The 23,851-nt window shown below is 43.6% G+C and carries 19 protein-coding genes; 11 read left to right on the top strand and 8 right to left on the bottom strand.

What is annotated here, in order from left to right; translation table 11 throughout:
* Positions 1-31 precede the first annotated feature (31 nt).
* Genes DW036_RS21695 through DW036_RS21660 form a run of 8 tightly spaced genes read left to right on the top strand, consistent with a single transcriptional unit; the run spans position 32 to position 10,349 of the window.
* Positions 32-1,549, top strand: a complete 1,518-nt coding sequence (locus DW036_RS21695; protein WP_044154828.1) for a RagB/SusD family nutrient uptake outer membrane protein — start codon at positions 32-34, stop codon at positions 1,547-1,549.
* 17 nt (positions 1,550-1,566) lie between these two features.
* Positions 1,567-2,400 carry a LamG domain-containing protein gene (locus DW036_RS21690; protein WP_026367155.1) on the top strand — a complete coding sequence of 278 codons (834 nt, stop codon included), beginning with the start codon at positions 1,567-1,569 and terminating at the stop codon, positions 2,398-2,400.
* Positions 2,397-4,064, top strand: coding sequence for a glucoamylase family protein (locus DW036_RS21685; RefSeq protein WP_118466163.1), 1,668 nt, complete (start codon positions 2,397-2,399; stop codon positions 4,062-4,064). Before DW036_RS21690 ends, DW036_RS21685 begins: the two co-directional genes overlap by 4 nt.
* 12 nt (positions 4,065-4,076) lie before the next feature.
* Complete coding sequence (locus DW036_RS21680) at positions 4,077-5,390, top strand: glucoamylase family protein (RefSeq protein WP_369906844.1); 1,314 nt, start codon at positions 4,077-4,079, stop codon at positions 5,388-5,390.
* Positions 5,391-5,405: 15 nt separating this feature from the next.
* A complete protein-coding gene (locus tag DW036_RS21675) occupies positions 5,406-6,260 on the top strand; it encodes an endonuclease/exonuclease/phosphatase family protein (RefSeq protein ID WP_118466162.1) in 855 nt (284 codons plus the stop codon).
* Positions 6,261-6,264: 4 nt separating this feature from the next.
* On the top strand, positions 6,265-7,833 hold the full coding sequence (locus tag DW036_RS21670) for a sulfatase (RefSeq protein WP_118466161.1): 1,569 nt from the start codon (positions 6,265-6,267) through the stop codon (positions 7,831-7,833).
* 16 nt (positions 7,834-7,849) lie between these two features.
* Positions 7,850-9,574, top strand: a complete 1,725-nt coding sequence (locus DW036_RS21665) for a family 43 glycosylhydrolase (protein ID WP_118466248.1) — start codon at positions 7,850-7,852, stop codon at positions 9,572-9,574.
* A 7-nt stretch (positions 9,575-9,581) separates the two neighbouring features.
* A complete protein-coding gene (locus DW036_RS21660) occupies positions 9,582-10,349 on the top strand; it encodes a prolyl oligopeptidase family serine peptidase (protein ID WP_118466160.1) in 768 nt (255 codons plus the stop codon).
* A 51-nt stretch (positions 10,350-10,400) separates the two neighbouring features.
* On the opposite strand, the gene DW036_RS21655 is transcribed toward DW036_RS21660, so the two are convergent.
* The 5 genes from DW036_RS21655 to rpoN form a co-directional block, all read right to left on the bottom strand.
* Positions 10,401-12,242: a 4-hydroxy-3-methylbut-2-en-1-yl diphosphate synthase gene (locus DW036_RS21655; RefSeq protein ID WP_118466159.1), complete on the bottom strand. Its 1,842-nt coding sequence runs from the start codon at positions 12,240-12,242 to the stop codon at positions 10,401-10,403.
* A gap of 110 nt (positions 12,243-12,352) precedes the next feature.
* Positions 12,353-12,862 carry a 5-(carboxyamino)imidazole ribonucleotide mutase gene (purE, locus tag DW036_RS21650; protein WP_118216376.1) on the bottom strand — a complete coding sequence of 170 codons (510 nt, stop codon included), beginning with the start codon at positions 12,860-12,862 and terminating at the stop codon, positions 12,353-12,355.
* 81 nt (positions 12,863-12,943) lie between these two features.
* Complete coding sequence (gene gcvH, locus DW036_RS21645) at positions 12,944-13,324, bottom strand: glycine cleavage system protein GcvH (RefSeq protein ID WP_118466247.1); 381 nt, start codon at positions 13,322-13,324, stop codon at positions 12,944-12,946.
* A gap of 85 nt (positions 13,325-13,409) precedes the next feature.
* Complete coding sequence (locus DW036_RS21640; RefSeq protein ID WP_118466158.1) at positions 13,410-14,078, bottom strand: hypothetical protein; 669 nt, start codon at positions 14,076-14,078, stop codon at positions 13,410-13,412.
* A 60-nt stretch (positions 14,079-14,138) separates the two neighbouring features.
* Positions 14,139-15,629, bottom strand: coding sequence for an RNA polymerase factor sigma-54 (rpoN, locus tag DW036_RS21635; RefSeq protein WP_118466157.1), 1,491 nt, complete (start codon positions 15,627-15,629; stop codon positions 14,139-14,141).
* Positions 15,630-15,941: 312 nt separating this feature from the next.
* On the opposite strand from rpoN, the gene DW036_RS21630 reads away from it, so the two are divergent.
* Together DW036_RS21630 and DW036_RS21625 are read left to right on the top strand one after the other, a co-directional pair.
* On the top strand, positions 15,942-17,315 hold the full coding sequence (locus DW036_RS21630) for an aminopeptidase P family protein (protein WP_118466156.1): 1,374 nt from the start codon (positions 15,942-15,944) through the stop codon (positions 17,313-17,315).
* Positions 17,316-17,337: 22 nt separating this feature from the next.
* A complete protein-coding gene (locus DW036_RS21625) occupies positions 17,338-19,416 on the top strand; it encodes a TlpA disulfide reductase family protein (protein ID WP_233560506.1) in 2,079 nt (692 codons plus the stop codon).
* A 70-nt stretch (positions 19,417-19,486) separates the two neighbouring features.
* Here DW036_RS21625 and DW036_RS21620 read toward each other — a convergent pair whose 3' ends face one another.
* Positions 19,487-20,365, bottom strand: a complete 879-nt coding sequence (locus DW036_RS21620; protein WP_118466154.1) for a PepSY-like domain-containing protein — start codon at positions 20,363-20,365, stop codon at positions 19,487-19,489.
* A 182-nt stretch (positions 20,366-20,547) separates the two neighbouring features.
* Here DW036_RS21620 and DW036_RS21615 point away from each other — a divergent pair, with 182 nt between their 5' ends.
* Complete coding sequence (locus DW036_RS21615; protein WP_118466153.1) at positions 20,548-21,717, top strand: DUF418 domain-containing protein; 1,170 nt, start codon at positions 20,548-20,550, stop codon at positions 21,715-21,717.
* Between the two features lie 8 nt (positions 21,718-21,725).
* On the opposite strand, the gene DW036_RS21610 is transcribed toward DW036_RS21615, so the two are convergent.
* Positions 21,726-23,021: an HlyD family secretion protein gene (locus DW036_RS21610; RefSeq protein WP_118466152.1), complete on the bottom strand. Its 1,296-nt coding sequence runs from the start codon at positions 23,019-23,021 to the stop codon at positions 21,726-21,728.
* The coding region (locus DW036_RS21605; RefSeq protein ID WP_118466151.1) for a peptidase domain-containing ABC transporter at positions 23,018-23,851 on the bottom strand (834 nt) is incomplete at its 5' end. The genes DW036_RS21610 and DW036_RS21605, both read right to left, overlap by 4 nt.

Here is a 23,851-nt window from a genome sequence, read left to right as displayed (position 1 = left end):
CATGAAATCTAATAAAAGAAAAACGATCAGTATGAAAAAGATATTTTATTATGTGATGGCTTTGGCACTGGGATGTTCCCAGATGTCATGCAGTGACCTGTTAGATCAGAAACCGCAAGGAGTATTGACTGAAGATGACCTGACTGGTGGTACTTACGAAACACAGATTTTTAATATGTATGCCTTGCTTCGCGGTTATCATATTGTTTCCGGAAATACGGCATTGGCTATTCACGGTATGCGTTCGGAAGATGCGGAAAAGGGTAGTACACTGTCTGACGGATCTGCAACAGGAAAAATGTTCGATGATTTTGAATATGCTGCAAGTAATGGCATGGTAAAAAGTTACTGGAATGCCAATTATACCTTGATTCATAAAGCAAATGATGTATTGGAGGAGATGAAGTCGAATCCTTCATTGACAGGCGGTGACTTAGTCAATAAGGGAGAAGCTTTATTGATGCGTGCTTTCTGTTATTTCAATTTGGTACGTGCTTTTGGCGAAGTGCCCTTGATTGATTTTAAAGTAGGGAGTGTAGCAGATGCCAATATTCCTAAATCTTCTGTAGCTCAGATATATACTTTGATTGATGAAGATTTGACGAATGCAGAATCTTACCTGCCGAGGACTTGGGAAGCACAATATGTCGGTCGTCTTAGCTGGGGAGCGGCTCGTGCCTTACATGCCCGTACTTATATGATGCGTAATGATTGGAACAATATGCGTGCGGCAGCAGAGGACGTTATTTCTTCCGGTTTATATAATTTGAATACACCTTATGAAGATATTTTCCGTGAGAAAGGTGAAAACTGCGGTGAGTCTGTTCTGGAACTTCAATGTACTGCTACTGCTGCTCTTCCGGGGTCCAACGAAATTGGTAGCCAGTATGCTCAGGTACAGGGTTGTCGTGGCGCCGGTGAGTGGAATTTAGGTTGGGGGCAACATACGCCTACTCAATTATTGGCTGACGCATTCGAAGAAGGTGACCCGAGAAAGGATGAGACTTTATTGTATTTTATTAGAACGGGAGAAGATCCTTCGACCATTCCTGCAAATAAGCCTTATGGAGAAAAACCGGTTGCCAATGCCGATGTGATAGCAAAGTACTTTAATAAGAAAGTGTATACAGATCCGGCTTTGCGCGAAAAGTATACGAAGAGTGGGTATTGGGTGAATATTCGTCTGATCCGTTATTCGGATGTCGTACTGATGGCTGCGGAAGCTGCTTGCGAACTGGGTGATAATACAAGTGCAAGAAGATATCTTGAGATGGTACGTGCCCGTGCCCGTGGTACGAATGCTAATATCTTGCCGGAGGTTACCACTGATAATCAGAGTGAATTGCGGGAAGCTATTCGTCATGAACGTCGTGTTGAGTTGGGTATGGAATTCGACCGTTTCTATGATCTTGTACGTTGGGGGATAGCGAAGGAAGTGCTACATGCAGCCGGAAAGACCGGTTACCAGGATAAGCATGCATTGTTACCTTTGCCTCAAGACGAAATTGACAAATCAAATGGCGTGTTAGTTCAAAACCCTAATTATTAATTCATATAGTAATGACCATGAAAAGATATATTAATTTATTGTTGGCATTTTGTGTGTCAGCACTCACTTTGCAATCTTGTTTCCAGGATATGGATCACCCGGCTTTTGATTATCCGGATAGTTCTGCCCCCAAAGTGTTTTCACCTATGAAATTGTTCTTGCCTTTTGAGAATGATATGCGTGATAAGGGTAATTACACCTTCCTCATGAGTGCCGGAGGGGATATTACTTATACTGATGGAATCAACGGACAAGCTTATCAAGGCACAAAAGATACGTATCTGTTAGCCCGTGTTCCTTCTTATCTGACCGATTCTATACCCGATTTAGGAAGTTGTACGGTGGCTTTCTGGATGAAAACAACGAGAAATACTTCCGCATATGGTGTCTTCAGTATTCCTAATACCAAGACTTTCTGGGGTAATTTTGATATCTATCTGGAAAATACAAGTAGTGAGACTCAGGCTTTCTTCAAGATGCATCTGTATAACTGTACATCAGTGAAGGATAATGATGAGAGATGGGTAGAAGCTAAGATAGACAATGTCTTTGGTACCGAATGGGTTCATATGGCATTTGTTTATGATGGTAGTAATTCGACAGTAACAGTTTACCGGAATGGTGAAAGTGCATTTACAAAAGAGCTGCCCGGTTATGGAAAGCTTAAATTTAAAGATTTGGGTACATTTGCTATCGGAGCATTTCAGTTTAGCACAAAACCCAGTTTGACAGAAGGTGCAGGAGCACAGAGTTGGGCGTCCAATTTTCCGGGACAGTTAGACCAGTTCCGCTTCTATGACAGGGCTATATCTGCCTCTGATATCAAGCAACTTTATTCAGGTAAAGAATGATGACCGTTAGAAATAGAGTGAATATGAGAGCAGTTTATTTCATACTGTCCTTATTACTGATTTCTTGCAGTAAAGATGATGCTTCGGAAACACTTGGAAAATTTGAACTGCAAAGTATATCCATTGGTGAGAAACAGGATCAGAGTTCCTTTGAAAATGTAGCTCCCAATGCCAGTATTGTGCTTACATTCACAGATGCAGTGGATGAAGCTACGATTCAGAGTAATATCATATTGAAACTGAATGATCAGGCGGTGGCATATGATTCAAAATTACAGGGAAAGGATAAACTCTCGTTGACTCCAATAGGTGGCTTTAAAAGTTTTTCCTCATATAAACTGGTGATCAATCCGGGGGTGAAATCCACCTCCGGAGTATCTCTTACCAATGGTAAAGTCTATGAAATCCGTACAGGGATGGATGATTCGGATAAGTTTGACCGCATTCCTGACGAGGATTTATTAACTTTGGTGCAGAAACAAACTTTTAAGTATTTCTGGAACTTCGGTCATGCACATTCCGGTATGGCACGCGAAAGAACAACTTCCGGTGATGTTGTTACTACCGGAGGAACAGGATTTGGAGTGATGGCGATGCTGGTAGCGGCCGAAAGGGGATTTGTAACCCGACAGGAAGCTCTTGAAAGAGTGCAGAAGATTGTTACTTTCTTGGATAAGGAGTGTACGAGTTACCATGGAGCCTATGCACACTGGATTAATGGTGCAACCGGTGAGACAAAGCCATTCGGTGATAAAGATGATGGTGCGGATCTGGTAGAAACTTCTTTACTTTTCCAGGGACTGCTTGCAGCACGTGCATACTTTAAGGACGGTTCGGAAGCTGAGAGCAAGTTGCGTTCTGATATAACCCGCCTGTGGGAAGCTATTGAATGGACTTGGTTTCAGAAAGGTGGAGAGTCTGTTCTGTATTGGCATTGGAGTCCGAACTATGGATTTGAGAAGAATCTTCCGATCAGAGGTTGGAATGAGTGCCTGATAACTTATGTGCTTGCAGCTTCTTCACCTACTTATCCTATCGATAAGGCGGTTTATGAAGCTGGATGGGCAAGGAATGGCGGTTTGAAGAATGGTAATACCTATTATGGATACAAGCTTCCGCTGGGAGCTGATAAGGGTGGACCGTTATTCTTATCTCAATATTCCTTCTTGGGCATTAATCCGAAAGGACTGAAAGATCAATATGCTGATTATTGGGAACAGAATCAAAACCATACTCTGATCAATTATAATTATTGTAAGGAGAATCCTAAGGGATATGCTGGTTATGGAGCTTCTTGTTGGGGGCTGACAGCTAGTGATGGTGATAATGGCTATTCGGCACATTCACCTACAAATGATAAAGGAGTGATTGCTCCTACGGCTGCATTGTCTGCATTTCCTTATACTCCGGAAGAGTCGATGTCTGCATTGCACTTCTACTATTATAAGATGGGTGATAAACTTTGGAGAGATTATGGTTTTGTAGATGCTTTCAACCTGACAGCTAATTGGTATGATAACCAGTGTATAGCTATTGACCAGGGACCGATTATTTGTATGATAGAAAATTATAGGACAGGAATGCTTTGGAATTTATTCATGGCTATTCCGGAAATTCAGCAGGGAATGAAAAAGTTAGGCTTTGAGAGCCCTGCACTAAACTGATAAATAGAATATATGATGAGACTTATAATATATGTGATGCTTCTGCTTTACCCGTTTAGCCTGCTGTCGGCAGCTTCCGGTGGTAAGAAGGGGAAGAACTTGTCTGATGAAGAACTGATGACCCTCGTGCAGAAACAGACTTTCCGTTATTTCTGGGATTACGGACATCCGGTTTCGGGTTTGGCACGCGAACGTAGTAATGGTAATGACGATATTGTTACCATTGGTGGCTCCGGTTTTGGGGTAATGGCTATTATTGTCGGTGCAGAACGTGGATTTGTAACGCGTGAACAAGCGGCAGAGCGTATGCTGAAAATTGTCAGTTTTCTGAATGATAAGAATACGGACAGTTACCATGGCATTTGGGCGCACTGGATAAATGGGCAGAGCGGAGAAACCATTTCTTTCAGTCGGAAAGATGATGGTGCCGATCTGGTAGAGTCGGCTTTCATGTTCGAAGGGCTGCTGGCTGCACATCAGTATTTCAACAAAGATAATCAGGTAGAAAGGCGTATCCGTGGTCTTATTAATGGCCTGTGGCGTCAGGCTGAATGGAATTGGTTTACTAAAGGTGGTGAGGATGTACTCTATTGGCATTGGTCGCCCAATAACGGTTGGGCGATGAACCATCAGATAAAAGGGCATAATGAGTGTCATATTACGTATATCCTTGCTGCTTCTTCACCCACTTATCCCATTGCAGAGTCGGTATATCACAAAGGATGGGCTAATTCTATCGTTTTCAAGAATGGTAAGAAGTATTATGATATAACCTTGCCATTGGGAAGTGATTATGGCGGACCTTTGTTCTTTACCCATTATTCTTATATGGGACTTGACCCGCGTGGCTTGAAAGATTATTATGCTGATTATGAAGAACAGATGAAAGCACATACTCTGATTAATCGTGCTTATTGCATAGATAATCCGAAGGGGTATAAAGGGTATGGAGAACACTGCTGGGGACTGACAGCCAGTGATGGTGATAAAGGCTACTCTGCGCATTGTCCTGGTAATGACCGTGGTGTTATTACTCCAACAGCCGCCTTGTCGTCTATTCCTTATGCGCCGGAATATTCATTGCAGGCCATGCGCTATTTCTATGAGGAGCTTGGCGATAAGCTTTGGGGAGAATATGGTTTCAAGGATGCATTTAACTTGACTGCTGATTGGTTTGCACCATCTTATTTGGCTATAGATCAGGGACCTATTGTTGTTATGATAGAAAATTATCGTACGGGTTTGATATGGAAATTGTTTATGAGTCATCCGGATGTGCAAAAAGGATTGAAGAAATTAGGATTTAAAACACCATACTTAAATTAAAAAGGTTACATAATTATGAAAAACATGGTTTTTAATAGTGTATTAGTTGCTTTCGTTCTGCTTGTTGCTTCGTGCAGCAAGCAGCCGGAAGCTAAGGTTAATGTGATGTCATTCAATATTCGTCTGGACCATGTAGCGGATAGTTTGAACAACTGGAAATATCGTAAAGATGTTGCGGCACAAATGATCACTTATTATGCTCCGGATGTAGTAGGTATGCAGGAAGTATTAAAGAACCAGTTGGACGACCTGAAGAACCGCCTTCCGGAATATACGGTTTTAGGTGTGGGGCGTGCCGATGGGAAAGAAAAAGGGGAATACTGTTCCCTGTTCTATAAAACCGATCGTTTCGATCTTGTGAAGAGTGGAAATTTCGGTTTGAGTGAAATGCCCGATTCTATTGGAATAAAAGGCTGGGATGCTGCTTGCGAACGCATTGTGACGTGGGCTGTTCTTAAAGATAAAGTCAGTGGTAAAGAATTGGCTGCCTTTAATACACATTTCGACCATATTGGTAAGGTTGCCCGTCGTGAAAGTGCTGTTTTGTTGCTTGCAAAGATACGTGAGATAGCTTCGGATTTACCGGTAGTTATTACGGGAGATTTTAATGGTACTGTTGATTCAGACCCGATTTCTGTTCTTACGGAAGGGGGAATGCAGAATACTTATTCCGCATCTGACGTAGTTTATGGTCCTGCGTGGAGTTTCCATGATTTTGGGCGCATCCCGGTTGAAGAACGTCAGTTGATCGACTTTATTTTTGTCAATGGACAGGTGGTAGCCAATAAATTCAGAGTGATAGCAGACAAGCCGGACAATGTCTATTTATCCGACCATGCGCCTATTCTGGCTAATCTGACAATTCGATAGTGTCATGACTTCTAAATTATCCTTGGGGCTTGTCGTCTTACCTTTTGTGCCTTCCTCCATTGTGCAAGGTCAAGCGCAGGAAGTCCGTAACGAACGCCCCAATATTCTTTTTATTATGAGTGATGACCACGCCCGTCAGGCTATGAGTATTTATGGTCATCCTATAGGGAAAGTGGCACCGACTCCGAATATTGACCGTATCGGGCATGAAGGAGCGGTTTTCCAGAATAACTATTGTTGCAATTCTATTTCCGGGCCAAGTCGTGCTGCCATACTTACCGGTAAACATAGCCATAAAAATGGTTTCATGAAGAACTGGGCGAAAGGTTTTGACGGTACGCAACAGACCCTTCCGAAGATATTGCAGGCAAATGGTTACGAGACAGCTGTTATTGGTAAGTGGCATCTTATTTCTAAGCCTACAGGTTTCGATCATTGGATGATTCTGGATGACCAGGGAGAATATTGTAATCCGCATTTTATTACTGAAGATGATACCACACGTCATTGGGGGTATGTGACGGATTTGATTACTAAATACACGGAAGAATGGCTCGACAGACGGAAAGACAAGAACAAGCCTTTCTTTCTGATGATGCATCACAAAGCTGTTCATAGAAACTGGGTACCTGCAGAAAGACATTACCATCTGTATGAGCATACTACTTTTCCACTTCCTGATAATTATTTTGATGTTTATGAGGGTCGTTATGCGGCACAGATGCAAAAGATGAATATCTATTGTGACATGTACGAAGGACATGATCTGAAGATGGTTACCGGTATGGATAGTGACAGTTTACTATTCGACCCTTGGCCGCATGCTTTTCTGGGGACAATGGAACCGGATGAACGCCGTCGCTTTCTTGATGCATACCGTGATAGAAATAATGAATTTCACTCCAGAAAACGTTCATTCAAAGAAATCGCGGAATGGAAATACCAGCGTTACCTGCAAGATTATATGGGAGTTGTAGCGAGTGTTGACGAAAGCGTGGGAGAGATTCTTGATTATCTGAAACGTACCGGACTGGATAAAAATACGATTGTAGTCTATACTACCGATCAAGGCTTCTACTTGGGAGAACATGGTTGGTTTGATAAGCGTTTCATGTACGAAGAATCTTTCGGCATGCCGATGGTTATGCGCTGGCCCGGACATATCAAGCCGGAAACTCAGGTAACAGGACTGACGCAGAACATAGACTTTGCTCCTACTTTTCTGGATATGTGCGGTATCGAAGTGCCACGGGATATGCAGGGCGTATCGTTCCGGGAGTTGGTAGAGACGGGAAAGAAACCGCATGATTGGCGTAAATCGCTCTATTATCATTATTATGAATTTCCCGGATTTCATAGTGTCCGTGCCCATTATGGTGTAAAGATGGAACGCTACAAATTAATGCACTTCTATGTGGAAGACAAATGGGAACTGTATGATCTGAAAACTGATCCGGCAGAAATGCACAATCTGTATGGAAAGCAAGGAATGGAGAAAGTAACTGCTGAACTAATGGCAGAGCTTGCACGTTTACAAAAACAATATGAAGTTCCTCAGAATTTGTGCAAGTAATATAAAGAACGAAAGAATGAAACATCTGTTATTGACTGTAGTTTGCCTGATTGCGTGGACTATTCTTCCGGCGCAAGATATGCGTCAGGATACATATTGTAATCCCTTGAATATAGATTATACCTATATGATTTATAATTCCGACCGGGATATTTCTTATCGTTCGGGGGCCGATCCGGCAGTAGTGGAATTTCGCGGAGAATATTATATGTTCGTAACGCGCTCGCACGGCTATTGGCGCTCCAAGGATTTATTGAATTGGGAGTTTGTACGTCCCGGTAAGAATTGGTATCCTCAGGGATGCAATGCTCCGGCTGCACACAATTATAAGGACTCTGTGCTTTATGTTGCAGGCGATCCCTCAGGTTCTATGAGCATCCTTTATACCGATGATCCTGCTTCCGGTGATTGGGAAGCTACGCCTGCCATTCTGCATAATCTGCAAGATCCTGATTTGTTTATTGATGACGATGGGAAAGCTTATATGTTCTGGGGATCTTCCAATGTTTATCCTATCCGGGGTATGGAACTGGATAAAAATCACCGTTTCACAAAGAAAGGGGAGACGAAAGAACTTTTCAATCTGGATATGCCTAAACATGGTTGGGAGCGTTTTGGTGAGAATCATACGGATACAGTATTGGGCGGTTACATTGAAGGTCCCTGGTTGACAAAACATAATGGTAAATACTATATGCAATATGGTGCGCCGGGTACGGAATTCAATGTTTATGCGGACGGAGTATACGTAGCAGATCATCCGCTGGGACCTTATACCTACCAGAAACATAATCCGGTATCTTATAAACCGGGTGGTTATATGAATGGTGCCGGGCATGGAAGCACTGTGCTTGGTCCTGGCGGACAGTATTGGCATTTTGCTTCGATGTCTCTTTCCATCAATGTGAACTGGGAACGTCGTCTCTGTATGTTTCCTGCCGGATTTGATAAAGATGGTGTTATGCATGTGGATACCCGTTTTGGAGATTATCCCCGTTATGCTCCTGCTGTGCCGGGTAAGGCAGGACAGTTCAGGGGATGGATGTTACTCTCTTACGGAAAGCCGGTTACTGCCTCTACTGTAAAAGGAGAGTTTCAACCTTCTGCATTGACTGATGAACTGACTAAGACATTTTGGTTGGCTGAGGCTAACGATGAACGCCAATGGGTAATGATCGATCTGGAAAAACCGGCTGTTGTATCTGCTATTCAGATCAACTATCATGATTACCAAAGTGATATGTATGGTCGTTATGAAGGGCTTCGTCACTGCTATGTGATTGAGGGTTCACTGGATGGACAGAATTGGGAAATATTGGTTGACCGCAAAGAAAGTTATAAAGATACCCCGAATGATTATGTTGAACTCGGACAACCTCGATCTGCCCGTTATATCCGCTATAAGAACATAGATGTACCGACCCCGAACCTGGCAATTTCTGAACTTCGGGTATTCGGATTGGGGATGGGGAAAACACCGCAACAGCCGAAGAAATTAACCCTTGAACGCCACGCGGACCGTCGTGATATTACTATCAGTTGGGAATCGGTCAAAGGTGCACAGGGATATAATGTGTTATGGGGTATTGCTCCCGATAAACTTTATAGCTCCTGGATGGTATATGGCAATAATGAATTACTTATGAAATCTCTTACCGCTGATCAGGATTATTATTTCTGTGTGGAAGCATTTAATGAGAATGGCGTATCTTTACGCTCAGAAGTGAAACATGTAAAATAACAATGCTATGAAACGATTAATCAGTGCTATTTGTGTTCTTTTCTTCCTGTTACCTTTGCCTGCTCAGGAAACGTACCAGAAAGAAATCTTTATCTCTTCCCGGGGAGATACCTTGCAGTATCGCTTACTGCAACCGGAAAATATGAAAAAGAGTGAGAAGTATCCTTTGGTGCTCTTTCTGCATGGTGCAGGGGAGCGTGGCAATGATAATGAGAGGCAATTGACCCATGGTGGACAGATGTTTTTGAATCCGGTGAACCGGGAGAAATACCCGGCATTCGTGCTCGCACCACAGTGTCCCGAAATGGGCTATTGGGCATACTCGACACGTCCTGAATCATTTTTGCCGAATGAGATGCCGTTAAACGAACCGATAACTCCGATTTTTCAGACGGTGAAGGATTTGCTGGATACTTATCTGGCAATGCCTCAGGTTGATAAATCGCGTATCTATATCGTTGGACTTTCTATGGGAGGAATGGGAACCTTTGACATGGCGGTCCGTTTCCCGGAGATATTTGCTGCTGCTGTGCCTATTTGCGGTACAGTAAATGTGGCGCGCCTGAAAGCTGCCAAGTCTGTAAAGTTTCGTATTTTCCATGGTGATGCTGACAATGTGGTTACGCCTGAAGGTTCGCGTGCGGCATACAGGACTTTGAAGAAAGCAGGTGCTGATGTGGAATACATCGAATTTCCGGGATGTAATCATGGTAGCTGGAATCCGGCTTTCAATTATCCCGACTTTATGAGTTGGCTGTTCAGTCAGAAGAAATAGTTTAAAGAAAAATGGCAAGTAAGATAAATCTGCTTGCCATTTTTCTTTAAACTATTTCTCTTCATAATCCCCGTTAGCTTTAATCAGCTCAATCAGCTTTTCTACAGCTTCTTCTTCGGGAATATTCTTTTCAATGCATTCTTTCTTCTTATACAGACTGATTTTCCCACGTCCGGCACCTACGTAGCCATAGTCAGCATCAGCCATTTCTCCGGGGCCATTGACGATGCAGCCCATAATACCTATTTTCAATCCTTTCAGGTGTGAAGTAGCAGCTTTTACACGTGCTATGGTGCTTTGAAGATCGAACAGGGTACGTCCGCATCCGGGGCAGGAGATATATTCCGTTTTGCTGGTGCGTATACGTCCTGCTTGCAGAATACCAAAGGCTGTGGCATCTACTACGGCATGGCTGAGATCTCCCTGGTTGAACAGGAAAATACCATCGCAAAGACCGTCGAAGATAAGTGCTCCCATGTCGGCAGCAGATTTTATCTGCAAGTCCTCTGCTTCATTTTCAGCATAGTGCTGGAAGAATACAACCGGATTTTTCAGTCCTTCTTGCATCAACTGGTGAACTAAGGCGCGATGTTCCCCAAGTCGGTTAGGATGGTTACTCTGTGATATAATGACTACTTCCGGATGATATTTCAGACAAGCAATCACTTCTTCCGTTTGTGCCATGTAAGGCATAAACATGAATTTCAAATCGGCTTGGCAATTGCCCATAAGTGGCATCTGCTGGTAATTGAAAGCCGGATAGGTTCCGGGCTCTTCTTCCCATACATCCGCATCCAGGATGTATTCCACTCCTTCTTCACGAACTTCCGGTAAGGCACGTCCGGCATAGATGTAATCCGGAATGAATTGCGGGTTCGTATCGAACTTTCCGTCCATGCGTTCGGCAATGACTACAGGCAGGTGATTCCCGCCTATGTTGCGTACGGCAGTTGTCTCACGCCGTACCGGAGAAAGATAGTTGAAACCTTCTGCTTCTGCTCCGGGTATGTAAGGATGATCCCGGTGCTGCATGATGTAATCCACCAGTTTGCGTGCTACAGGTATTTCTGCTTCCGGAGCTTCGCTTAGAGAAACGCGGATAGTGTCACCCAGACCATCTGCCAGCAATGCGCCAATGCCCAGAGCGGATTTGATACGTCCGTCCTCACCATCTCCGGCCTCTGTAACGCCAAGGTGCAGAGGAAATTGCATTCCTTCCTTTTCCATTACAGCAGCTAACAGGCGAACCGTTTTCACCATTACTACTGTATTGGAGGCCTTGATGGAGATTACAACATCTGTAAAATCTTCTTTTACACAGATGCGCAGGAACTCCATGCACGATTCCACCATACCTTCCGGTGTATCGCCGTAGCGAGACATAATGCGGTCGGACAGTGAACCATGATTTACACCGATGCGGATAGCGGTATGATTCTCCTTGCAGATATTCAGGAAAGGAACGAACCGGTCATGTATCTTCTGCAACTCTTGTGCATATTCTTCATCTGTATATTCCAGATGCTTGAAGGTGCGTGCGGCATCTACATAGTTTCCCGGATTGATACGTACTTTCTCAACATACTGTGCTGCTACATCTGCTACCTTTGGGTTGAAGTGGATGTCGGCAACCAGTGGAACCATATATCCGTCCCGGCGCAAACCGGCATTGATGTTCATCAGGTTTTCCGCTTCTTTAATGCCTTGTGCTGTCAGACGTACATATTCACCTCCGGCATCTACAATACGTTTGGCCTGTGCCACGCTGGCTTCTGTATCCTGCGTGGCGGTGTTTGTCATACTCTGTATGCGTATAGGATTGGAGCCGCCCATAGGGGTGGCTCCAATATTTACTTCTGATGTTTCCCGACGGGAATAGTTGAATAAATCCACGATATTTAGTGATTAGTGGTTAGTGATTAGTGATTAACGATTGGTGATATCTAAAACTACCATAGCATAGCCTGCTTATCACTAATCACTAACCATTAATCACTCCTTATTTAATTCGTTTTATACTCGTACTTTACTTCTTTCAGTTCTTCGTTCGCCTTTACGATTTTCTTTTTCAGTCCTTCTTTGTAGGCTGCAAAGGTTTCAGCGAGATCGGCATCGCTCAAAGCTAGCATTTGTATAGCAAGAATGGCAGCATTCATGGCACCATTGATAGCAACCGTGGCTACAGGGATTCCGGGAGGCATTTGAATGATAGAGTAGAGAGCATCTACGCCATCCAGCACCGAACCTTTAACGGGAACTCCGATGACAGGCAGTGTAGTGTTGGCAGCGATGACTCCGGGCAGAGCGGCGGCCATGCCGGCAGCTGCGATTATCACTTTAACGCCGCGTCCGCGGGCGTTCTTTGCAAAATTCTCTACTGCTTCCGGAGTGCGGTGTGCAGAAAGAGCGTTCATTTCAAACGGTACATGTAAATCATTCAGCAGTTGAGCGGCCTTTTCCATAACAGGAAGGTCGGAGGTGCTGCCCATGATGATGCTTACTAATGGAGACATAATTATTTAGTTATTAGTGTTTAGTGATTAGTGATTAGCAAACTTCTCAATATCAATTTGCTAATCACTAATCACTAATAGTTAATCATTAATCAACGCTTTGTAGGCAGCAGCATCCAGCAATGAATCGAAGTCTGCATCCGCATCCGGTTTCATTTTGATGAGCCAGCCTTCGCCGTACGGATCTTTGTTTACCAGTTCCGGTTGGTCGGCAAGAGCCTCGTTTTGCTCCAGGATTTCTCCACCTACGGGCAAGAAAAGATCCGAAATGGTTTTTACTACTTCAATGGTTCCGAATACTTCGTCGGCTGCCAATGTTTCACCCTCTGTCTGGATATCTACGAATACGATATCGCCCAATTGTGCCTGAGCGTAATCGGTGATACCTACATAAGCTACATCGCCTTCAAGGCGTATCCACTCGTGTTCTTTGGTGTACTTTACATTTTCTGGGAAATTCATGATCATTATTTTTAAAGGTTAATACTTCTATTAATTACAAATTATAACTGTGCTCCTTTCAACTCTCCACTTTTCTAAACTTCTTTTAGAAGAGGAAGACACGGAACAGGATATTGCTTAACGGATGAAGCACCAATAAGGAACAAACCAATCCTACGGCAAAACCTACCAGTACCTCTCCCAATGTATGATGCTGTAAAATAATACGTGCTGTGCCCAGGACACCTGCAATCAGGATGAACAGACATAGCCACCATACCGGATTGTATCCGAACAGGGCACTGAAAGATACCAGTCCCCCTACGATTGCCCCTACGCCTGCCATGTGCTCGCTTAACTTCCATTTCAGATTGACAACAATGCAGATAACCATCATGATCAATGCGGCAAGAATAATCCCCGTCATGTACCAAGGAATATTCAGGCGATGCATCATCACCAGACAGAATACGTATGAAGTAATAGTAAGCAGGAATGGCATAAAACGTCGTTTACGTTCTCCCAGGTCTTCGGGACTGAAACCGTTGATCTTACGGAACAGGAAGATGGTGAGTGTAGGCATAAGAATGGTGAAGCAGTACACTACTCCCAGCACAATCAACTTATATTGTATAGGCATGATGCGCAGGTATGAGAAAAGGAACAGAATCAGAAACGCCAGGAACGGGATGGAAAACGGCGTGAATATAGCCGATATCACCCGGGCTGTCCGGATTAAGGTCCTGTCTGCTACAATATGTTGTTCTTCAACCATTTTAATCTATAATTTTACAATTGGATTCATTAATCATCTTACCACCTTATCATTTTATAATTATTTTCTCAGCCTTGCCACCGGTATGTTCAACTGTTGCCTGTACTTGGCTACCGTGCGGCGGGCTATAGGATATCCTTTTTCTTTCAGTATATCCGTCAGTTCATCATCCGTATAAGGTTTCTTTTTATCTTCATTGTCAATGCATTCTTTCAATATCTTACGAATCTCGCGTACAGACATTTCTTCACCGTCCTCGGTGACATATCCGTCATTGAAGAAAAATTTCAGTGAATAGATTCCGTAGTTGGTTTGCACATATTTGCTGTTGCTGACGCGGGAAATGGTTGAAATGTCCAGTCCGGTACGTTCGGCAACATCTTTCAATATCATAGGGCGCAACAATGACTCGTCTCCTTCGAGGAAGAACGGGCGTTGCAAGTCGATAATGGCTTGCATGGTAGTCATTAATGTGTTCTGACGTTGCTTCACGGCATCGATAAAACCTTGTGCTGCGTCCATCTTCTGCTTCAGGAACATCATAGCCTCTTTCGACTCTTTCGACTGGTTCGCTCTGTTTTTGGTATGTTCTTCCACCATTTCGGTAAAGTCGCGGCTCATACGCAGTTCCGGTACGTTCCGGTTGTTCAGAGCCAGGTTGATGGTGCCGTCGTCATACGTATCTACGATGAAGTCGGGGATAATCTGTTGCATATTCCGACCGATGGCTTCACCCAGAGAGGCACCCGGACGCGGATTGAGTTTGCAAATCTCTTTGATAGCCTGTTCAAAAGCGTCTTCTTCCAGTCCGAGCTTCTGCTGTATCTTGTCCCAATGCTTGCGGGTGAACTCTTCGTAACATTCGGAGATGATTGCTTCTTCTATATAAAGTAAGGGGTTCGGGGTGAAGTGCTGCTGCTCTATCTTGCGATGAATCTGAATGAGCAGGCATTCTTGCAGGTTGCGTGCGCCAAGTCCGGCGGGGTCAAAATCCTGGATGATCTTCAGTGCTTCTTCCAATTCTTCCTGGCTGCATTCGATACCGGCGTAGATGGCGAGTTCATCACAGATGCTATCCAGAGACTTACGTAACAGGCCATCGTCATCCAATGATCCGATAAGATATTCCGCCAGTTCACGTTGGTGCTCGGTCAGGTCACGCTCGCTTAGTTGCTCCTTCAGGGTTTCGTAAAAAGAAGTAGCGTCGGAGAAAGGTATTTCTTCGGCCTGTTCACCTTTGCTGCGGTTGTTTTCCTGCAATTTATAGTCGGGGATATCGTCTTCGCTCAGATAGTCGCTTAATGAATCATACTCATTGGCTCCGTTGTCTTCTGCGGAACCTTCTGTATCGGAATTTTCAGAAAAGTCGTCACTTGCCGTATCTTCCTTTCCTTCTTCCAGAGCCGGATTTTCCAGAAGTTCCGCATGTATACGGTCTTCCAGTTCTACAGCGGGCAATTCCAGTAGCTTCACTACCAGAATCTGCTGGGGCGACAGTGTCTGTACCTGTTGCTGCGCTTGAGTTTGTACTTGTCTGGAACCTTGTGCCATACTTATTCTTTTCTTTTACTCGCCACAAAGATAATGCAAACCGAGACAGAATAAAATGAACGAGTTCATTTTTTATGCCGAGGCGCAGCTTATCTTCGCACTTTTTGCAAAAATAGTGAATAGTTCGGGAACGCGAAATGTTCTCGGCATAAGTTTTTCATGCAAGCATGAAAGTTTGGTGCCTAATTTACATTATCTTTGCTAAAATCGAAGATAAGCTGCATATCAGCATTAAAAAATAAGTAAGCTTGTTTTGTGCTGCTTGGGGTTTACATTATCTTTGTGCGTATCAACTTAAAAAATTGCAATGTTATGTTTGATAAAGAAACTTATGTGCAGCGCAGAGCCCTGCTGAAAAAAAATATTGGCTCCGGAGTGTTACTATTCTTAGGAAATGACGAACAAGGACTGAATTATGAAGATAATGCTTTCCGTTATCGTCAGGATTCTACTTTTCTTTATTATTTCGGCTTGTCGTTTGCCGGACTTTCCGCTATCATTGACATCGATGAGGATAAAGAAATCATTTTCGGAGACGAACTGACTATCGATCATGTTGTGTGGATGGGCACACAGCCAACTCTGAAAGAGAAGAGTGAACGGGTAGGCATTCAGGAAACACTTCCTTCCGCCGGGATTGTCAGCTATCTGCACAAAGCCGTACAAAAAGGCCAGACGGTGCATTATCTTCCGCCTTACCGTCCTGAACATAAGTTGAAACTCATGGATTGGCTGGGTATTCCGCCTGCACGTCAGGAAGGTTCCGTGCCGTTTATCCGTGCGGTGGTGGCGCAGCGTAATTATAAATCTGCCGAAGAGATTGCAGAAATAGAAAAAGCATGTGATGTGACTGCTGACATGCATATCAAAGCGATGGAAGTGATTCGTCCGGGTATGTACGAATACGAAGTTGTGGCAGAGATGAACCGTGTAGCCGAAATGAATAATTGCGAACTTTCTTTCCCTACGATTGCCACAATCAACGGACAGACTTTGCATAATCATTATCATGGTAATAAAATTAAATCGGGTGACTTGTTCCTGATTGATGCCGGTGCGGAACTTCCATCAGGCTATTGTGGTGATATGTCGTCTACTGTACCTGCCGATAAAACGTTTACTTCGAAGCAACGTGCCGTTTACGAAATTCAGAATGCTATGCATCTGGAATCAGTAAAGGCTCTCCGTCCCGGTATTCCTTATATGGAAGTGTACGACTTATCTGCCTGCGTAATGGTAGAAGGTTTGAAAGGGCTGGGTCTGATGAAAGGAAATGCGGATGATGCCGTGCGCGAAGGTGCTCATGCATTGTTCTATCCCCACGGTCTGGGACACATGATGGGGCTGGATGTGCATGATATGGAAAATCTGGGCGAAGTGTGGGTAGGCTATGACGGTCAGTCCAAGAGCACACAGTTCGGACGTAAGTCCCAACGCCTTGCTATTCCTTTGGAACCGGGCTTTGTACATACCGTTGAGCCGGGCATCTACTTCATTCCCGAATTGATTGACATGTGGAAAGAAGGTAAGAAATTCACTGACTTTATCAATTATGACAAAGTGGAAGAGTATCGTGACTTCGGTGGTATCCGCAATGAAGAAGATTATCTTATTACAGAAACCGGTGCCCGCCGTTTAGGTAAGAAGATACCGTTGACTCCGGAAGAGGTGGAAGCTTTGCGATAGTATCAATTTAAGAATGAGTCTAATGAAAAAAATACTATTCTTATTTTGTCTTTTATCTTGGAGTGCATTGAATGCACAGAAGACGATTAATAGGCCTCCGTTCATAGCAAAGGCAACGGAAACTATCGAGATAGCTGCTGTTCATTTATCAGATACAGCTACTGTGATTGATGTGGATGCAAAATTTACTCCAAAGTACTGGATACGTATTGCCCCTGCTACCTGTCTGGTGGCAGATAATGGTGAACGTTATCAGGTGCGGCAGGGAGTAGGTATTGAGTTGGGACAGGAATTTTGGATGCCAGAATCCGGAGAGGCTACTTTCTCTTTGATATTTCCACCTTTGCCGCCATCTGTAAAATCATTCGATTTTGTGGAAGGGGAAGGTGAGAGAGACTTTAACCTTTTCGGTATCAGCCTGACCGGAAAGTTGCCTAAGCTCCAATTGCCTAAAGGTCTGGAAAAAGCTGGAAAAATGACTGCTGTAGCTTTGCCGGCTCCTGAAATCAAAGAGGGAACAGCTATCATCAGTGGTCGTATTTTGGATTATAAGCCTTCATTCCGGATGAAAGTTGAATTACATTCTGCTGATTTCTTATCTGCCTATGGACAAAAGAATACAGAGTTAGAGTTGGATGAAGCGGGAAATTTCTATACGGAAATATCAGTTTCACACCCTTCTGTCGCCTATTTAAGTGTGGGTGGATCTGTTGTTTCTTTTTTGTTGTCTCCGGGTGGAGAAACCAAGGTTACCGTAAATCTTCGTGAAATGACGCGTGCTTCCAGTCGTTTGCAGAAAGATACGAAGGCTGAAGGGAAGAAGGTTTATTTTGAAGGACTGAATGCAGGATTGAATACGGAAATGAATTCCGGACTGGAAGTTCCTCTTTGTTCTGTTGAGTTGAAAGACTTATATGACATGGCTCCGGATCAGTATAAAGCATATTGCATGCGGAAATATGAAGAAGCGGACAATGTGATCCGTGCCAATAAGAAAATAAGTGCAGCTTATGCGGAATTGTTGACGGTGCTGAATAAAGATGCATTGTATGGACTGTTATGTGGATATGATTATCAGTTATTGCAGGCTTATGCTCAGCAAAAAGGTGTGTCTGTGCGCGACGCAAGTAAAGAGTATCGTTCTCCTGAACCATCGAATGACTATTTCGATTTTCTAAGTGAACTTGGCTATATTAATTCGCCCAAGTCTGTGTATTGTTTTAAGTATCCTTCCAGGGTAGTCAATACTGGGTATATAAACTTGCCATCTGTAAAGCATGGTGATATCTTTGATTATTTACTCAATTCCCCTAAAGTAACCCCTGAAGATAAGGAGACGATGAAGAAATATCGCGATAATCCGTCATCGTATGATTCTTCGGTAATGAGAGAACTGAGGAATAGATATGATGTCCTCTTTCAGGAGTTTGGCAGGCAGGGAACGGAAGCTAACCGAAAAGCGGTTGAAGAACTGATTGGTAGCCAAGGTATCTATTATGATGTGCAGAAAGCCATGCAATGTGCTTCGAAATTGGAAGATTTTGCACCTTTGTCTGAAGATGATTTCGCTGCGTTGCATGCAATTGAAAATTCCTATTTTCTGAACCGGTTGACCGTAATGAATACGGAACTGCTTCGGAGGATAGAAGAGAATAAGAGTAAACGTGGTTTCACGGTTCGCACTTTGGATGCAGACGTTAAGGATGATGAGCTGTTTGAAGCTATGGTCGCTCCGTTCAAAGGTAAAGTGGTGCTTGTTGATTTCTGGGCTACTTGGTGTGGTCCTTGTAAAATGGCAATGAAGATGATGAAGCCCATGAAAGAAGAATTGATTGATAAAGATATCGTATATGTTTTTATTGCCGGTGAGAATTCTCCGGAGGCAACATGGAACAATATGATACCTGATATTCATGGTGAACATTATCGACTTACCAATGCACAATGGGCGGCTATCTGCAATAAATTTGAGGTTCGTGGTGTGCCTACTTATCTGGTACTCGACCGCGGAGGAAAACAAACTTATCGGTCGGTAGGTTTCCCGGGAACGGATGCGGTGAAGGATGAATTACTGAAAGCATTAAATTCTTCCGCTGATTGATCATATACTCTAATAAACGAAAAAGGCAGCCATAGCTGCCTTTTTTTCGTTTATAATCTGATCGGTGTTATCAGATAAACTCCCCGTTTTCGTTGATCTTTACTTTCACTTCCTTTTCGCCTTGCTCCAATTCTATCCAGTAGTAGTTTCCGGTAGGGGTTTCAACATATTCGGCATCATCCACTACATAACCGCTATATTGTGAGGCATTAATGGCTTCTGTCACTTTAATCGGGAGTACATATACATCCCATGAGGTTGAAATCCATTCATAGTCTGTGTTGAACAATACTTCTTTGCTTTGGTTTTCATGTATGATGTCCACTTCGATCATACCTTTTTCCTGTTCAATCTCGATAATGCGGGCATTGGGATAATTCTTCTGTATGAATTCCGTTACGGCAGTAACCGTACCTGACGGGGCATCCGGTAGCAATGATTCGTTATCGCCATCACCGTCATCATTCACGGCTTTAATGAGAATACCGTCTGCTGAATAGTGCAGATCCATATCTACATCCTGTGCCGATTCCACTTCTATGATGTAGATGATCTCTTTCTCAGTTCCGGCACGTTCAATACGCTCCACTTCATTATCTCTCTTCCAGGAGGCGTATTCGCTGCTTTCAAAAGAAGTCTTTATTGCTTGCGGAATATCGCTATATGGCATTTCTGTTTCAGTCATGTACCATGAGCCATCTGCCGTATACCAGGCTTCCGTTTTATACCCGTTGTCGTTCTTGTTGTTGAATTCCGCTTTGTAGTATTGCCCTTGTGAGACAGTTTTTGTTTCCCAACTCAGATTAGCGGTGTTGGAGAAACTGCTGTCGAATGCATTGCGTACGGCTTCAGGAACTTTAGAGTTTGGAAGATCGTCATCATCATCGTTGCAACCTTGCAGGCTTAACATGCCCATCGCCAATAGGACTAAATACATTTTCAGTTTCATAGTTACTTGTTTTTTTAGAGTTTACTAATATTATTGTTTTCTTTGACTATTGCTGATTATATTGCAAAGATGGCGGGCAATTCTGGAAGAAATTGGGAATTTGACTCCAAAAGTGGATAATAAATTCTATATTTGCGATTTTAGCATTAAAAAGAGCAGATTACTAATGAACTTATACTAATATGGTACAGGAATTGGAAAAACGCACCCGTATTGACGTAGCCGATGTGCTGCGCGGACTCGCCGTTATGGGCATCATTGTATTACATTCCATTGAACACTTTAATTTCTATTCATTTCCCGATACGAGCACTCAGAGCGCGTGGCTTAACTTTTCAGATAAGGCCATTTGGGACGGACTCTTTTTCATGTTCGGAGGAAAGGCTTATGCTGTGTTTGCCCTGCTTTTTGGTTTTAGTTTCTTTATTCAGGATAATAACCAGCGTATGCGTGGCAATGATTTTCGTTTGCGTTTCTGCTGGCGATTGATCTTATTATTCATTCTTGGTAATATAAATGCGGCCTTTTTCACGGCTGAAGTATTGGTGCTCTATTCGTTAGTCGGATTCATTTTACCACTTACCTGCCGACTGAAAGATAAATGGCTGTTTATTCTGGCATGTGTGCTTCTGATACAGCCATTGCCACTTTATTATGTGATACATGCCTGTGTAGACCCTTCTTTTGTGACTCCTTCTATTCCGACAGGTAGTTACTGGGGAGCGGCTTTCCAGGTGCAGAGTCACGGTACATTTCTTGAAACCCTGCGTGTGAATTTGTGGGAAGGGCAGATTGCCAGTCTTGCATGGGCTTGGGACCATGGACGTGTGTTTCAGACTGCTGCTCTTTTCCTGTTCGGTTTGTTGATAGGACGTCGGGGACTTTTCCTGAAGGAGAATCTGAAGTTCTGGAATAAGGTACTTTGTGGTGCTCTTATCGCTTTCTTCCCTCTGTATGGATTGGGCAATATGTTACCGGATTTCATTGCTAATAAGTCTATTCTCACCCCCTTGTTACTTATCATAACTTCCCTGTCCAAGTTTGCATTTATGCTGATATTGGTGTCGGGTGTTATCTTTGCTTTCTATCGGACAAACCTGCACGACTGGTTGATGAAGATTACTCCTTACGGTAAGATGAGCCTTACAAATTATATTACCCAGAGTATTATCGGTTCGTTGTTGTTCTATAATTGGGGTCTTGCACTTCACTCTCAGTTGGGTATAACAGCCAGCTTCTTGGTAGGTGTAGCGCTCTTTATTATACAGCTCGCTTTCTGTCGTTGGTGGATGAGCCGTCATGCACACGGTCCGCTGGAATACTTGTGGAAACGGGCGACTTGGTTGAAATAAAAGATATTTTATAGATATTTTTCCCACAGATAGCGGAGCGGACTGAGTAGACGTGCAGTTACGCTCCGTTCGTCTGTCATGACCTCTGCTGTGCCGGAAAGCTCTCCTTTAAAGTCCAGTTGCTTGCCATATGAGGTGCATAAGTTCTGTGGCAGACCTACCGTGACAGTGTACATATTGTCCTCGCTTGCTAATAGTGAAACAGACAGCACTTCCCCGGTGAGGAAGCCGAATTCCATGTATGGATACCCTGTCACACTGATATTCACTCTTTGTCCGGGGCATACTTTGCCTGATCCGCTGACGGGTAATTTTATTTTTCCTATAATGTCACCGGGAGTAGAGGCTACAATAGAGAATACTTTATCTCCCGCATTGACATTCTGGTTCTTCTGCCAGATATTATTGTAAGATAATATACCACTGGCAGGGCTGGTAAAGAGATACCCCAACTCCCAATCGCTGATGCTTACCTGTAAATCATTGAGGGCTGATTTTAACGAAGTGCTTATTGTATTGGCTTCCCGATTACGTTCCATACGGATTTCTACAATATTCTGTTGTAATTGCGCCTCTTGTATTCTGGCAGATGAAAGTGAAGTCATTAGTTGCTCTCGCCCTTGCCTGCGATTCAGATAGGTTTGTTGTGCTTCTTCATAATCAGCTTTCGATATTAATCCTTTGTCGAAGAGCTTCTTTTCCCGGCTATGTGTAGCGGAGGCTATCTGTACTTGTTCTTCATCAAGTTCTGCTTGTTTATTCAGATGCCGGATGTACTTCTGATACTCTTGCAGTTCTTTGCAGGCGGCCTGTTCTTTCTGTGCGTAGAGGTCTATCGACAGAAAATTACGATAATCTGTCAGGCATTTGATGAAAGCGGCATAAGCATTCTGAATGTTTCCGAGTTCCGGTTTCTCTGGAAACACGGCTTGGCAGATACAACTATCCGTCAGTATGAAGGAAGTAATCCTTTCTTTCAGTTCCAATACATGGGCAGTGGCGGCAGGATTCTCCAGTACAGCTATGATATCTCCCGCTTTTACGGTTTCACGGTCTTTTCGATATACCTCCTGAATTTTTCCACTTCCTCTTGCCACGATCCATACGGGCGGATGCTCTGTAGTAATGGTGATTTCTGCACTTACGATATCCGGATATTTGAAGAAGCAACCCCCAATGAAGAGCAATGCCAGCACTCCGAAGAATACTGTTATTCCCCATCTGACTAATGCGTGTGGCGGGCGTGTCAATATCTCCTGTACCTCCTCACACCTTAATTCTATGTCTTTTTCTTCATCTTTCATAGTTCCAGTTGATTCTTTACCAACCTGTAATATCTTCCTTCCAAAGCTATCAGTTCCTCATGTGTTCCGGTTTCTGCTATTCTTCCCTGTTCTATTACAATAATTTGGTTTGCATTTCTCACTGTACTCAATCGATGCGCTACTACTACGGATGTTCTGCCTTTGAAGAACGTCTCCAGGTTATTCATTATGGTGCGTTCATTATTGGCATCCAATGCATTGGTTGCTTCATCAAAGAAGATAAATTCCGGGTCTTTATATACGGCGCGGGCTATGAGAATACGCTGTTTCTGTCCTTGGCTCAATCCATGACCTTCTTGTCCTATCTTGGTATTGTACCCCAAGGGTAATTCCTCGATAAAGCTATGTATATTTGCTACTTCTGCGGCATGGCGCAATCGCTGCTTATCGATATGCTCTACTCCTGGAGCTATATTTCCGGCTATGCTGTCGGAGAAGATAAAACCGTCTTGCATTACTACACCGCACCGCTTGCGCCATTCGCGGATACTGTAATTCTCCAGTGGAGTATCCCCGACAAAGATATCGCCGCTTGCGGGCGGGTAGAATCCTAACAGTAATTTAACGAGTGTTGTTTTTCCGCTTCCGCTCATACCTACGATGGCCGTCTGCTTACCCGGTGGAATCACCAGGCTTACATTGTCCAACGTAGGGTACTCGCTGAGCGGGTCATATTTGAAGTTAAGGTTTTGGAGTCTTATTTCTTTTCCTTCCGGAATATCACGTATCAGTTCGCGTGTGGGATCTTCTTCATCCGGTTTGTCACGCACTTCGCTGAGGCGATTCATACTAAGGCGTGCATCCTGCAT

The organism is Bacteroides sp. AF39-11AC, from assembly GCF_003474285.1.
In the GTDB taxonomy this organism is placed as follows: domain Bacteria; phylum Bacteroidota; class Bacteroidia; order Bacteroidales; family Bacteroidaceae; genus Bacteroides.
The sequence above is the reverse complement of the archived record's forward strand: the minus strand, read 5'-3'. Positions and strand labels throughout refer to the sequence as shown.